Below are 13,208 nucleotides of genomic sequence, written 5' to 3' on the forward strand. Positions count from 1 at the left end.
TGCATGTCCATGACGCCCCGCGAGATCGTTTCCGAGCTCAACCGCCACATCATCGGCCAGGACGACGCCAAGCGCGCCGTGGCCATCGCCCTGCGCAACCGCTGGCGGCGCATGCAGCTGCCAGCCGAGCTGCGCCAGGAAGTCACGCCGAAGAACATCCTGATGATCGGCCCCACCGGCGTCGGCAAGACCGAGATAGCCCGCCGCCTGGCCAAGCTGGCCAACGCACCGTTCATCAAGGTGGAAGCGACCAAGTTCACCGAGGTCGGCTATGTCGGCCGCGATGTCGAGTCGATCATCCGCGACCTCGCCGACGCCGCCATCAAGCTGCTGCGCGAACAGGAAATCGTCCGCGTCCAGCACCGCGCCGAAGACGCCGCCGAGGAACGTATCCTCGATGCCCTGCTGCCGCCGGCGCGCACCGGTTTCAACGAAGACCCGGCGCCGAGCCAGGACTCCAACACGCGCCAGCTGTTCCGCAAACGCCTGCGCGAAGGCCAGCTGGACGACAAGGAAATCGACATCGAGGTCGCCGAGCAAGCGGCCGGCGTCGAGATCATGACCCCGCCCGGCATGGAGGAGATGACCAACCAGCTGCAAAGCCTGTTCGCCAACCTCGGCAAGGGCAAGAAGAAGAGCCGCAAGCTCAAGGTCAAGGAGGCCCTCAAGCTGGTGCGCGACGAGGAAGCCGCGCGCCTGGTCAACGAGGAAGAGCTCAAGGCCAAGGCCCTGGAAGCGGTGGAACAGAACGGCATCGTGTTCATCGACGAAATCGACAAGGTCGCCAAACGCGGCAATGTCGGCGGCGCCGATGTCTCGCGCGAAGGCGTGCAGCGCGACCTGCTGCCGCTGATCGAAGGCTGCACGGTCAACACCAAGCTGGGCATGGTCAAGACCGACCACATCCTGTTCATCGCCTCCGGCGCCTTCCACCTGAGCAAGCCGAGCGACCTGGTGCCCGAGCTGCAGGGCCGCCTGCCGATCCGCGTCGAGCTCAAGGCCCTCTCGCCGCAGGACTTCGAGCGCATCCTCACCGAGCCGCATGCGGCGCTGACCGAGCAGTACACCGCGCTGTTGAATACCGAAGGCCTGCAGATCGAGTTCCTCCAGGACGGTATCAAGCGCATCGCCGAGATCGCCTGGCAGGTCAACGAGAAGACCGAGAACATCGGCGCACGTCGCCTGCACACTCTGCTCGAACGCCTGCTCGAGGAAGTCTCCTTCAGCGCCGGTGACCTGGCCGGCCAGCAGAACGGGGAACCGATCCGCATCGACGCCGCCTACGTCAACAGCCACCTCGGCGAGCTGGCGCAGAACGAAGACCTGTCGCGCTATATCCTCTGACGGCAGCGGGTGGATAATGCCCAGCGTTATCCACCCGCCACTCGGAAGCCCCGTCATGCGCATGCCCACCGCGATCAAACTGCACAAGGCGTCGAAGACCCTCGAGCTGCAGTACGACGCGCAGAGCTATACCCTCAGCGCCGAATTCCTCCGCGTGCACTCGCCCTCGGCCGAAGTGCAAGGCCACGGCAAACCCATCCTGCAAACCGGCAAGCTCCACGTCGGCCTGAACAGCCTGGAGCCAGCCGGCAACTACGCACTGAAACTGTGCTTCGACGACGGCCATGACAGCGGATTGTTCACCTGGGACTATCTTTATCAACTGGCGACCCGCCGCGACGAGCTCTGGGCCGACTACCTCGCGCAACTGGCCAAAGCCGGAAAAAGTCGCGACCCGAACGAGTCCATCGTCAAGCTGATGCTCTAGATCGGCCCCGCGCAATATTGCCTTAATGGTTAGGGCGCACTTTCTAATGCACCCGGGCATACTGCCGCGCGCTGTGCAATCAGGATTCGCGAACTTGCGCAAAAGCGGAAACTCGGGTAACCAAGGAACTGGCAAGTTCCATGCATTTGGCAAAGCCAGATGTTGAGAAATCGCGGAGAACCTCCGCAACCGGTAACCCGAGCAGTACCAGCCCCTCGCCCTGTGTCAGCGTGCAGGTATTCGTCTCAGGACAATGGAGCGTCGTAGAAGATGACCAACAAGAACAACGAAGATTTGAAGCAGCAGGCCTCGGAAAGCACCTTGGGTCTCAACCCGGTGATTGGCTTGCGTGGCAAGGACATCCTGAGCTCTGCCCGTATGGTGCTGGCCCAAGCACTGAAGCAACCCTTCCACAGCGCCAAACATGCCACCCATTTCGTCTTCGAACTGAAGAACGTTCTGCTCGGACAATCGGAACTGACCCCCGAGGAAGGCGACCGTCGTTTCGCCGACCCGGCCTGGAGCCAGAACCCGCTGTACCGCCGCTACCTGCAGACCTACCTGGCCTGGCGCAAGGAATTGCACGAGTGGATCGAGGACAGCAACCTCACCGAGCAGGACACCAGTCGCGGTCACTTCGTCATCAATCTGCTGACCGAAGCCATGGCGCCGACCAACAGCATGGCCAACCCGGCCGCGGTCAAGCGCTTCTTCGAGACCGGCGGCAAGAGCCTGCTCGACGGCCTGTCGCACCTGGCCAAGGACATCGTGCACAACGGTGGCATGCCCAGCCAGGTCAACATGGATGCCTTCGAAGTCGGCAAGAACCTCGCCACCAGCGATGGCGCCGTGGTGTTCCGCAATGACCTGCTGGAACTGATCCAGTACAAGCCGATCACCGAGCAGGTGCAGGAACGCCCGCTGCTGGTGGTACCGCCACAGATCAACAAGTACTACGTGTTCGACCTGTCGCAGGAAAAGAGCGTCGCCCGCTTCCTCCTGCGCAACGGCATCCAGACCTTCGTGGTCAGCTGGCGCAACCCGACCAAGGCGCAGCGTGAGTGGGGCCTGTCGACCTACATCGAGGCGCTCAAGGAAGCCATCGAGGTGGTTCTGGCGATCACCGGCAGCAAGGACCTGAACATGCTCGGCGCCTGCTCCGGCGGCCTGACCACCGCTTCCCTGCTCGGCCACTACGCCGCCATCGGCGACCAGAAAGTACATGCCCTGACCCTGCTGGTCAGCGTGCTCGACACCAAACTGGACACCCAGGTCGCCCTGTTCGCCGACGAGAAAACCCTCGAGGCCGCCAAGCGCCGCTCCTATCAGTCCGGCGTACTGGAAGGCAGCGACATGGCCAAGGTGTTCGCCTGGATGCGCCCGAACGACCTGATCTGGAACTACTGGGTCAACAACTACCTGCTTGGCAACGAGCCGCCGGTGTTCGACATCCTCTACTGGAACAACGACACCACCCGCCTGCCGGCCGCACTGCACGGCGAATTCATCGAGATGTTCAAGACCAACCCGCTGACCCGTGCCGGTGCGCTGGAAGTCTGCGGCACGCCGATTGACCTCAAGCAGGTCACCTGCGATCTGTTCTGCCTGGCCGGTACCACCGACCACATCACCCCGTGGGACGCCTGCTACAAGTCGGCGCACCTGTTCGGCGGCAAGGTCGACTTCGTGCTGTCCAACAGCGGGCATATCCAGAGCATTCTCAACCCGCCAGGCAACCCCAAAGCGCGCTACATGACCAACACCGAGATGCCGCTTGATCCGCGCGCCTGGCAGGCCAGCGCGACCAAGCATGCCGACTCCTGGTGGCTGTACTGGCAGACCTGGCTGGCCGATCGCTCGGGCAAACTGAAGAAGTCGCCGACCAGCCTCGGCAACAAGGCCTATCAGCCTGGTGAGGCGGCTCCCGGCACTTACGTACACGAGCGCTAAGCATTTGCTGCACGCCATAACCCGCAACCGCACCATTTGCACCGCTGCACCTTGCGCAGTACTGCCCGCGGCACTCGGAAGTGCCGCTCACCGCTCCGGCGCCATATGGCCGGAGCAGTGCCTGCCCACCCTCCCGGTGGGTCACTGGAGAGCCGCTTTGGATGTCGGCTCGCCACGGATCAAACCATAGGGCTCAGCGCATGCCGCAACCTTTCGCATTCCGCACCATCGAACTGGATGGCCAGACCATCCGCACGGCGGTTCGTCCCGGCAACAGCAAGCTCACACCGCTGCTGATCTTCAACGGCATTGGTGCCAACCTCGAGTTGGTCATGCCTTTTGTCCAGGCCCTCGACCCGGAGCTGGAAGTCATCGCCTTCGACGTCCCCGGCGTTGGCGGCTCGTCGACACCCAACACGCCTTACCGCTTTCCCGGCCTGGCCAAGCTGGCCGCACGCATGCTTGATTACCTGGACTACGGCCAGGTCAATGCCATCGGCGTGTCCTGGGGTGGCGCACTGGCGCAGCAGTTTGCCCACGACTATCCCGAGCGCTGCAAGAAACTGGTGCTCGCCGCCACCTCTGCCGGCGCCGTGATGGTGCCGGGCAAGCCCAAGGTGCTCTGGCGCATGGCCAGCCCGCGCCGCTATATCCAGCCGTCGTATGGTGTGCACATCGCGCCGGACATCTACGGCGGCGCCTTCCGCCGCGACCCCAAATTGGCCCTGGCGCACGCCAGCAAGGTCCGCTCGGGCGGCAAGATGGGTTACTACTGGCAGCTGTTTGCCGGCCTCGGCTGGACCAGCATCCATTGGCTACATCGAATCAAGCAGCCTACGCTGGTACTGGCCGGCGATGATGACCCGCTGATCCCGCTGGTCAACATGCGCCTGCTGGCGTGGCGCATCCCCAACTCGGAATTCCACATCATCGACGATGGCCACCTGTTCCTGGTGACCCGTGCCGAGGCCGTGGCGCCGATCATCATGAAGTTCCTCGAGGAAGAACGGCGCCGTGCCGTGATGCACCCGCAACCCACGCCTATTCGCGGTCACTGATCGCACAACTGTAGTGCTGCCCCGGCAGGCTTGCCCCCACACAGGGCCCCGCCGGACTAAACGGATTTTAGCGCGGCAGTCTGGAATGCCTTCCGGCGCGCCTTGGTACAAGCCTTGCTGTCATTAGCGTGACAGTTTGACGACGGAGCCTGCCCCATGCGTGAAAAGACTGCACCGGGATCCCTGCCGGTACCCGCCAACTTCATGAACGCGCAGAGTGCCATGGTTGGCCTGCGCGGCCGTGATCTGTTTTCCACCCTGCGCACCCTGGCTTTTCAGGGCTTGCGCCAGCCTGTGCACAGCGCCCGCCATGCACTGGCCTTCGGCAAACAACTCGGCCGCGTGATGCTGGGCGACACACTGCACAAACCCAACCCGCAGGACGCCCGCTTCAGCGATCCGACCTGGCAGCTCAACCCGTTCTACAGCCGCAGCCTGCAGGCCTACCTGACCTGGCAGAAACAACTCAAGGCGTGGATCGACGAGAGCGACCTGTCACCGGATGACCGCACCCGCGCGCACTTTCTATTCTCGCTGCTCAACGACGCCATCGCCCCCTCCAATAGCCTGCTCAATCCGCAGGCGATCAAGGAGCTGTTCAATACCGGTGGCAGCAGCGTACTGCGCGGTGCACGGCATATGCTCGACGACCTGCTGCACAACAGTGGGCTGCCCAGCCAGGTCAGCAAGCAGGCCTTCGAGGTCGGCCGCAACCTGGCCACCACCACCGGCGCCGTGGTGTTCCGCAGTGAAATGCTGGAGCTGATCCACTACAAGCCGATGAGCGAAAAACAGTTCGCCACGCCGCTGCTGATCGTCCCGCCGCAGATCAACAAGTACTACATTTTCGATCTCAGTCCGGAAAAGAGCTTCATCCAGTACTGCCTGAAGAATGACCTGCAGACCTTCGCCATCAGCTGGCGCAACCCCGACGCGCGCCATCGCGAGTGGGGCCTGTCGAGCTACGTGCAGGCACTCGAAGAAGCCAGCGAAGTATGCCGCGCGATTACCGGCAGCAAGGAAGTCAACCTGATCGGCGCCTGCGCCGGCGGCCTGACCATCGCCGCCCTGCAAGGCCACCTGCAAGCCAAGAAACAGCTGCGCAAGATTGGCTGCGCCACCTACCTGGTTAGCCTGCTGGACAGCCAGGTCGACAGCCCGGCGATGCTGTTCGCCGACGAGCAGACCCTCGAATCGGCCAAGCGCCGCTCCTACCAGAGCGGCGTGCTGGATGGCCGCGACATGGCCCGGGTGTTCGCCTGGATGCGCCCCAATGACCTGATATGGAACTACTGGGTCAACAACTACCTGCTCGGCAAGGAGCCACCGGCGTTCGACATCCTGTTCTGGAACAACGACAACACGCGCCTGCCAGCGGCCCTGCACGGCGACCTGCTGGAGCTGTTCAAGCACAACCCGCTGACCCGCAGCGGTGCCATGGAAATCTGCGGCACACCCATCGACATGAGCAAGGTCACTCTGGACAGCTTCAGCGTGGCCGGCATCAACGACCACATCACGCCCTGGGAGTCGGTGTATCGCTCGGCCTTGCTGCTGGGCGGCAACAGCCGCTTTGTGCTGTCCAACAGCGGGCATATCCAGAGCATCCTCAACCCGCCAGGCAACCCCAAAGCCACCTTCATGGAAAACGGCAAGCTAAGCTCCGACCATCGCGCCTGGTACTACGACGCGAAGAAGCGCGAGGGCAGCTGGTGGCCCGAGTGGCTGGAGTGGATTCAGCAGCGTTCGGGCGAGCGGCGCGAGACTCAGGTCGCCATCGGCAACAGCAAATATCCCGCCATGGAAGCCGCGCCCGGCACCTATGTGCATATACGCTGAAGCACAATGAAAACGACTGGCCGGGCAGCGCTCGGCCGGTTATCGTCGAAGCCCCGCGGCCATAAAATGCTCATGGAATGAAGACTCGCGACCGCATCCTCGAATGCGCCCTGAACCTGTTCAACCAGGAGGGCGAACCCAACGTCTCCACCCTCGAAATCGCCAATGAAATGGGCATCAGCCCAGGCAATCTGTATTACCACTTCCATGGCAAGGAGCCGGTGATCCTCGAGCTGTTCGAGCGTTTCCAGAGCGATATGGCGCCGCTGCTGGATCCGCCGCTGGATGTCGAACTGGGCGCCGAGGACTACTGGCTGTTCCTGCACCTGATCGTCGAGCGCCTGGCGCAGTACCGCTTCCTGTTCCAGGATCTGTCCAACCTGGCCGGACGCCTGCCCAAGCTGGCACGTGGTATTCGCCACTGGCTCAATCAGCTCAAGCGTACTCTGGCCACCCTGCTGGCCCGCCTCAAGGCCGAAGGCCAGCTGCTCAGCGAAACCCAGTCACTCGGTCAACTGGTCGAACAGATCACCCTGACCCTGCTGTTCTCCCTCGACTACCAGCGCATCGTCGGTGCCGATGGCGAAGTGCGCCTGGTGGTCTACCAGATCATGATGCTGGTCGCCCCCCACCTCACTCCGGGTTCACGCCACGCCGCCGAACACATCGCGCAGCGCTACCTGCAAGCCTGAAACGCAAACGCCCGGCACTAGGCCGGGCGTTTGTGGTACTGAGCGGAAACTCAGGACGGGGTAGCAGGTGCTACCGGAGCAGCTACCGGAGCAGCGGCTGCAGGTGCAGCGGCCGGAGCAGCAGGCTTGGCAGCGGCCGGCTTGGCGGCAGCTTTCGGTGCAGCCGGCTTCTTCGCTACTGCCGGCTTGGCAGCCGGTTTCGCAACAGGCTTGGCCGCAGCTTTGGCGACCGGCTTGGCAGCCGGTTTAGCCGCAGGCTTGGCAGCAGCTTTGGCAACCGGCTTGGCGGCCGGTTTAGCTGCAGGCTTGGCGACGGCCTTGGCAGCTGGCTTGGCGACCGACTTCACCGATACACCGGTGAGCTTCTCGATCTGCTTGGTCAGGGTATCAACCTTGGCCTGCAGCGCCTTCACTTCGTTGCGGCTCGGCACACCGAGGCGGGAGATCGCACTGTTCAGGCGCTTGTCAAAAGCCTCTTCCAGTTCGTTCCACTTACCCAGGGCCTTGTCTTTGACTTCGTCGACTTTCGACTTGGCCGAACCAACAGTCGAATCAACGGTGGTTTTCACCGCGCCCAGCTGCTTGTCGACTTCGGTCTTGGCCTGCTTCTCGGCTTTCTCGCCATCCTTGACCAGACCGTCGAACAGCTTGGTGCCGTCCTTGCTGACCTTGGAATAGGCGCCGAGGCCTGCCAGCCAGATCTGCCGCGAGTACTTCTCGATCTCGCCGATCCAGGAACTGGTTTCCTTCTTTGCCACTGGCTTCTTAGCTGCGGGTTTTGCAGCGGTAGTTTTTTTAACAGCCATCCTGCCTCTCCTTATTGGGTACGCGCGACACGTTCAAGCAATGCATTCAACTCGTCCAGCTTAGCAGAGAGTGCCTCAACGTCTTGCTTGGAGGGAATACCCATGCGGTTCAGCGCGCTGGCAACACGATTGTCGAAAGCTTTTTCGACCTTATCGAGCTGCACTTCAACTTTCTCTTTAACGCCGAAAACGCTGGTCTTGACGCTTTCCAGCTGAGTAGTGATCTGGCTGTTGGCAGCTTCAACCTGCTCGTTCACCAGCTTCTTGCCTTGCTTCTCAACGCCTTCGCCGGCCTTGACCAGCTCTTTGAAATAATCAGCGCCTTCCTGGCCTGCCTTGACATAGGCACCCAGACCGGCCAGCCAGACCTTGTGGGCGTAGGCCTTCACATCGGTCAGGACGGTAGCTTTGCTTTCGACTTCGGCTTTCTTCTTAACGACGGCTTTAGTGGCCATGGGGCACCTCACGCTCAATGTGATGGAAAGTTGGTCCTTTTGCAGGACTTGAGCTCAAGGTAGGGAGAAAAATTAGAAATCACATACTAGGTCGCGAAATAGATTGTCCACCCCGGCTTTCAAGCCTGCAGATGCTTGTCCAGGGTGTCTTCGATTTCGCGCTTGATGGTGCCGCCTAGGGCCGACAGCAGCAGGCCGAGGTTGAGCTTGACGCGCACCTGATCGGCGCTCACCTCGATGGTGCCGTCGGCGCCACTGCGCTTGAACTCCAGGGTGTCGCCGGCCCAGCGGTATTTCACGTCGTATTCGCGGGCCAAGCGCTCGGCGAGCATCTCGGCTTTCTCGCGAGCGGCTTCGCGGCCAAGGGAGTGAGAACGTTCGACGGTGATACGGGCCATGCACAACTCCGACAGCGACCTAGTGTCGCACGACTATACCGCGCCGCCTGGCGCCAAGACAAAGGCCGGCCACGGGTTTAGAATGGCCGCCACTTTGATTCCGGTGACCGCGACATGAATGACCCGCGCAAGGCCCACGACAGCGAACCGACCACCCACTTCGGCTTTCAGGACGTCCCGGAAAGCCAGAAGGCCGAGAAGGTCGCCGAGGTGTTCCACTCGGTAGCGGCCAAATACGACCTGATGAACGACGTGTTGTCCGGCGGCATGCACCGCCTGTGGAAACGCTTCACCATCGAACTGTCCGGCGTACGCGTGGGCAACCGCGTGCTGGATATCGCCGGCGGCACCGGCGACCTGGCGCGCAAGTTTTCCAGCCTGGTTGGTCCGACTGGCGAAGTGGTACTGGCCGACATCAACGAGTCGATGCTGAAAGTCGGCCGTGACCGCCTGCTCGACAAGGGCGTGGCCGGCAACGTGGTGTTCGTCCAGGCCGACGCAGAGAAACTGCCGTTCCCGGACAACCACTTCGACGTGGTCACCATCGCCTTCGGCCTGCGCAACGTCACCCACAAGGAAGACGCCCTGCGCTCCATGCTGCGTGTGCTCAAGCCAGGTGGCCGCCTGCTGGTACTGGAGTTCTCCAAACCCGCCAGCCCGCTGCTGGCCAAGGCCTACGACGCCTACTCGTTCGCCTTCATGCCGCTGGCCGGCAAGCTGATCACCAACGACTCGGAAAGCTACCGCTACCTGGCCGAATCGATCCGCATGCACCCGGATCAGGACACCCTCAAGGCGATGATGGTCGAAGCCGGCTTCGAGCGCGTGACCTACCACAATATGACCGGCGGCATCGTCGCCCTGCACCGTGGTATCAAGCCGTAATGCTACTTAGCGGGCTACTGGCCGGCGTCGAACACGGCCTCAACCGCGTGCTGGCCATGGACAGCACCGCGCTGCCGCGCCTGGCCCGGCTGGACGGCAAGGTCATCGCCATCGATTGCCAGAGCCCGGCGCTGCAACTGTTCCTCCTGCCCAGCGGCGAGGGTCTGCAGCTGGCCAGCCAGTGGAGTGGCGCCGACTGCACCCTGCGCGCCCCGGCTGCCAGTTTGCTGCGCCTGGCCCTGGCCAAGGACAAGACCAGCGTCCTGCACCGCCCGGAAGTCGAGCTGGAGGGCGACAGCGCCGTCCTGCTGGAGCTGACCAAGATCCTCCAGGACCTCGAACTGGACTGGGAATACGAGCTGTCGCGCTGGCTCGGCCCGGTCGGCAGCCAGCTGCTCAGTGGCCACCTGCGCAGCCGGGCGAGCTGGGCCGGCAACAGCCTGGACAGCCTGCGCCACAACCTCGCCGACTATCTCAGCGAAGAATCGCGCCACCTGGTCGGCCAGCGTGAGGCTGACGCACGCTTCGCCGAACTCGACCACCTCAAGCTCGCCCTCGACCGCCTCGACGCGCGTATCGAGCACCTCGCCCGCAAGGTAAAACCCTCCGAATGAAGCTGCTTGCCGCCCGCCGCCTGCTGCGCATCCTGCGCGTGGTGATTCGCTACCGCCTCGACGACCAGTTGCTGCACCTGCCGCTGCCCACCTGGATGCGCATGTTGCGCTTCGTCCTGCCCTGGCGCTGGCTGCCGCGCCGCGCCTCGCAGCTGAGCCGTGGCGAAGCCCTGCGCCTGGCCTTGGAAGACCTCGGACCGATCTTCATCAAGTTCGGCCAGCTGCTCTCCACCCGTCGTGACCTGCTGCCGCCGGACATGGCCGACGAGCTGGCTAAGCTGCAGGACCAGGTGCCGCCCTTCCCTGCCGCCGAGTCGGTGGCACGTATCGAAGAACAGCTCGGCGCCAGCGTCTCTGAGGTCTTCGCCCGCTTCGAAGTGGAACCACTGGCCTCGGCCTCGGTAGCCCAAGTCCATGCGGCGCAGCTGAAAAGCGGCGAGGAAGTGGTGGTCAAGGTGATCCGCCCCGGGCTCAAGCCGATCATCCGCTCGGACCTCGCCTGGCTGTTCCTCGCCGCGCGTCTCGCCGAGAAGGCCTCGGCCGATGCGCGCCGCCTGCGCCCGGTGGAAGTGGTCAGCGACTACGAGAAGACCATCTACGACGAACTCGACCTGCTGCGCGAGGCGGCCAACGCCAGCCAGCTGCGGCGCAACTTCGATGGTTCCGACCTGCTCTACGTACCCCAGGTGTACTGGGACTGGTGCCGGCCGAAAGTGCTGGTTATGGAGCGCATCTACGGCGTGCCGGTGACCGACATGGCCACCCTGGCCGACCAGCGCACCAACATGAAACTGCTGGCCGAGCGCGGCGTGGAAATCTTCTTCACCCAGGTATTCCGCGACAGCTTCTTCCATGCCGACATGCACCCCGGCAACATCTTCGTCAGCACCCGCACGCCGTGGAGCCCGCAGTACATCGCGATCGACTGCGGCATCGTCGGCAGCCTCACCCCCGAGGACCAGGACTACCTGGCGCGCAACCTGATCGCCTTCTTCAAACGCGACTACCGCCGCGTGGCGCAGCTGCACATCGACTCCGGCTGGGTGCCGGCCGAAACCAAGGTGAATGATTTCGAGGCGGCCATCCGCACCGTCTGTGAACCGATCTTCGAGAAGCCACTGAAGGACATCTCCTTCGGCCAGCTGCTGCTGCGCCTGTTCCAGACCGCACGCCGCTTCAACATGGAAGTGCAGCCGCAGCTGGTGCTGTTGCAGAAGACCCTGCTCAACATCGAAGGTCTGGGCCGCCAGCTGTACCCGGACCTGGATCTGTGGAGTACCGCGCAGCCCTTCCTCGAGCGCTGGATGCGTGAACGCATCAGCCCGCTGCACCTGTTGCGCAACCTGCAGCAGCAGGCCGAGCAGGTGCCGCATCTGTCGCAGATGGCTCGCGACACCCTCGAGCGTCTCAACCAGCAGCCCGCGGCTGCACCCGTGGCGCCCGCGCCTACGCACGCCTGGCCACTGCGCCTGGTTGGCGCAGCTCTGATCGCCGGCGGCGTCAGCCAGGGCCTGAGCCTTGCCGTTGCCAGCTGGGCCGCCTGGCTCAGCCTGAGCGCCGGCCTGCTGCTGATCCTGCGTCGATAGCCAGTGCCGGCTACGGCTGGCACACTAGCCGAGCGCCAATTGTGTGCAGCACCTGCACCAACAGCGCCCAGCATTTACCGGCTGCGCCCAGCGCAGCATGAGACAAGCCCTGACGGGCGGAATAGCGATGACTGACTGGCTCGACGAAATCACCTGGAACGAAGATGGCCTGGTTCCGGCCATCGCCCAGGACCACAAGACCGGGCGCGTGCTGATGATGGCCTGGATGAACCGCGAGGCTCTGGCCCTCACCGCCGCGGAGCAGCGTGCCATCTACTGGTCACGTTCGCGTGGCAAGCTGTGGCGCAAGGGCGAGGAATCCGGCCATGTGCAGAAGCTCCACGAACTGCGCCTGGACTGCGATGCCGACGTGATCATCCTGATGGTCGAACAGCTAGGCGGGATTGCCTGCCATACCGGGCGCGAAAGTTGCTTCTATCGGGTGTGGCAAGAAGGCGCGTGGCACACCGTCGATCCGGTACTGAAAGACCCGCACGCCATCTACCATACGGAACACAAGCATGAGTGACACCCTCACCCGCCTGGCCGAGGTGCTGGAGGCGCGCAAAGGCGCGGCGCCGGACAGTTCCTACGTTGCCAGCCTGTATCACAAGGGCCTCAACAAGATTCTGGAAAAAGTCGGCGAAGAGTCGATCGAAACCATTCTTGCGGCCAAGGACGCAGCCATCAACGGCGATTGCAGCGACCTGATCTACGAAACCGCGGACCTCTGGTTCCACAGCCTGGTCATGCTCGCCGCTCTCGGCCAGCACCCGCAGGCCGTGCTGGACGAGCTGGACCGGCGTTTCGGCCTGTCCGGGCACGTCGAAAAAGCGGCGCGCCCCACATCCGACTGATCATTTGCGAGGACTGAGTACATGGGCATTTTCGACTGGAAACACTGGGTCGTCATTCTGATCGTGGTGGTACTGGTGTTCGGCACCAAGCGCCTGAAGAACCTCGGTTCCGACCTGGGCGAGACCATCAAGGGCTTCCGCAAAGCAATGAACACCGAAGAAGACGACAAGTCCGCCGAGCCGCAGCCGCAACAACCGGCCCCGGCCCCGGCCACCGGCGAGCAGCTGCACAAGCCGCAGACTATTGACGCCCAGGCCCAGCGGGTCGAAGAGCCTGCGCGCAAGGACTGACCCCAG

Annotated in this window: 15 protein-coding genes; 12 read left to right on the forward strand and 3 right to left on the reverse strand. The window is 63.1% G+C overall.

Translation table 11 applies throughout. From position 1 onward, the window contains the following. Nucleotides 1–3 precede the first annotated feature (3 nt). From hslU to H3H45_RS02965, 6 genes are all read left to right on the forward strand, one after another. Entirely contained in the window at nucleotides 4–1,344 is a 1,341-nt protein-coding gene (gene hslU, locus H3H45_RS02940) for an HslU--HslV peptidase ATPase subunit (protein WP_182832248.1), read from the forward strand. Nucleotides 1,345–1,399: 55 nt separating this feature from the next. Next, nucleotides 1,400–1,771 (forward strand): gamma-butyrobetaine hydroxylase-like domain-containing protein, encoded by a 372-nt coding sequence (locus H3H45_RS02945; RefSeq protein ID WP_182832249.1) that lies wholly within the window; start codon nucleotides 1,400–1,402, stop codon nucleotides 1,769–1,771. Nucleotides 1,772–2,041: 270 nt separating this feature from the next. Beyond that, nucleotides 2,042–3,721, forward strand: a complete 1,680-nt coding sequence (gene phaC, locus H3H45_RS02950) for a class II poly(R)-hydroxyalkanoic acid synthase (RefSeq protein ID WP_182832250.1) — start codon at nucleotides 2,042–2,044, stop codon at nucleotides 3,719–3,721. 200 nt (nucleotides 3,722–3,921) lie between these two features. Continuing rightward, entirely contained in the window at nucleotides 3,922–4,779 is an 858-nt protein-coding gene (gene phaZ / locus H3H45_RS02955) for a poly(3-hydroxyalkanoate) depolymerase (protein WP_182832251.1), read from the forward strand. Nucleotides 4,780–4,935: 156 nt separating this feature from the next. Continuing rightward, on the forward strand, nucleotides 4,936–6,618 hold the full coding sequence (phaC, locus tag H3H45_RS02960) for a class II poly(R)-hydroxyalkanoic acid synthase (RefSeq protein WP_182832252.1): 1,683 nt from the start codon (nucleotides 4,936–4,938) through the stop codon (nucleotides 6,616–6,618). Nucleotides 6,619–6,695: 77 nt separating this feature from the next. Beyond that, a complete protein-coding gene (locus H3H45_RS02965) occupies nucleotides 6,696–7,310 on the forward strand; it encodes a TetR/AcrR family transcriptional regulator (RefSeq protein ID WP_182832253.1) in 615 nt (204 codons plus the stop codon). A gap of 50 nt (nucleotides 7,311–7,360) precedes the next feature. Here the strand turns inward: H3H45_RS02965 and H3H45_RS02970 are convergent, their stop codons facing one another. From H3H45_RS02970 to H3H45_RS02980, 3 genes are all read right to left on the reverse strand, one after another. Further along, nucleotides 7,361–8,116 carry a phasin family protein gene (locus tag H3H45_RS02970; RefSeq protein ID WP_182832254.1) on the reverse strand — a complete coding sequence of 252 codons (756 nt, stop codon included), beginning with the start codon at nucleotides 8,114–8,116 and terminating at the stop codon, nucleotides 7,361–7,363. Between the two features lie 11 nt (nucleotides 8,117–8,127). Further along, complete coding sequence (locus tag H3H45_RS02975) at nucleotides 8,128–8,571, reverse strand: phasin family protein (RefSeq protein WP_173209960.1); 444 nt, start codon at nucleotides 8,569–8,571, stop codon at nucleotides 8,128–8,130. Between the two features lie 119 nt (nucleotides 8,572–8,690). Further along, a complete protein-coding gene (locus tag H3H45_RS02980) occupies nucleotides 8,691–8,969 on the reverse strand; it encodes a polyhydroxyalkanoic acid system family protein (RefSeq protein ID WP_160078213.1) in 279 nt (92 codons plus the stop codon). 114 nt (nucleotides 8,970–9,083) lie between these two features. Between H3H45_RS02980 and ubiE the strand changes: the two genes are divergently transcribed. The 6 genes from ubiE (at nucleotide 9,084) to H3H45_RS03010 (ending at nucleotide 13,202) form a co-directional block, all read left to right on the forward strand. Continuing rightward, nucleotides 9,084–9,854, forward strand: a complete 771-nt coding sequence (gene ubiE, locus H3H45_RS02985; RefSeq protein ID WP_173209962.1) for a bifunctional demethylmenaquinone methyltransferase/2-methoxy-6-polyprenyl-1,4-benzoquinol methylase UbiE — start codon at nucleotides 9,084–9,086, stop codon at nucleotides 9,852–9,854. After that, nucleotides 9,854–10,468, forward strand: a complete 615-nt coding sequence (locus tag H3H45_RS02990; RefSeq protein WP_182832255.1) for a ubiquinone biosynthesis accessory factor UbiJ — start codon at nucleotides 9,854–9,856, stop codon at nucleotides 10,466–10,468. The genes ubiE and H3H45_RS02990 overlap by 1 nt, the downstream gene beginning before the upstream one ends. Beyond that, nucleotides 10,465–12,054, forward strand: coding sequence for a ubiquinone biosynthesis regulatory protein kinase UbiB (gene ubiB, locus H3H45_RS02995; RefSeq protein WP_182832256.1), 1,590 nt, complete (start codon nucleotides 10,465–10,467; stop codon nucleotides 12,052–12,054). The genes H3H45_RS02990 and ubiB overlap by 4 nt, the downstream gene beginning before the upstream one ends. 127 nt (nucleotides 12,055–12,181) lie before the next feature. After that, a complete protein-coding gene (gene hisI / locus H3H45_RS03000; RefSeq protein ID WP_182832257.1) occupies nucleotides 12,182–12,583 on the forward strand; it encodes a phosphoribosyl-AMP cyclohydrolase in 402 nt (133 codons plus the stop codon). Next, entirely contained in the window at nucleotides 12,576–12,911 is a 336-nt protein-coding gene (locus H3H45_RS03005; RefSeq protein ID WP_182832258.1) for a phosphoribosyl-ATP diphosphatase, read from the forward strand. The genes hisI and H3H45_RS03005 overlap by 8 nt, the downstream gene beginning before the upstream one ends. 21 nt (nucleotides 12,912–12,932) lie before the next feature. Beyond that, complete coding sequence (locus tag H3H45_RS03010; protein ID WP_182832259.1) at nucleotides 12,933–13,202, forward strand: twin-arginine translocase TatA/TatE family subunit; 270 nt, start codon at nucleotides 12,933–12,935, stop codon at nucleotides 13,200–13,202. Nucleotides 13,203–13,208 lie beyond the last annotated feature (6 nt).

This window comes from Aquipseudomonas guryensis (assembly GCF_014164785.1).
Lineage (GTDB): Bacteria > Pseudomonadota > Gammaproteobacteria > Pseudomonadales > Pseudomonadaceae > Aquipseudomonas > Aquipseudomonas guryensis.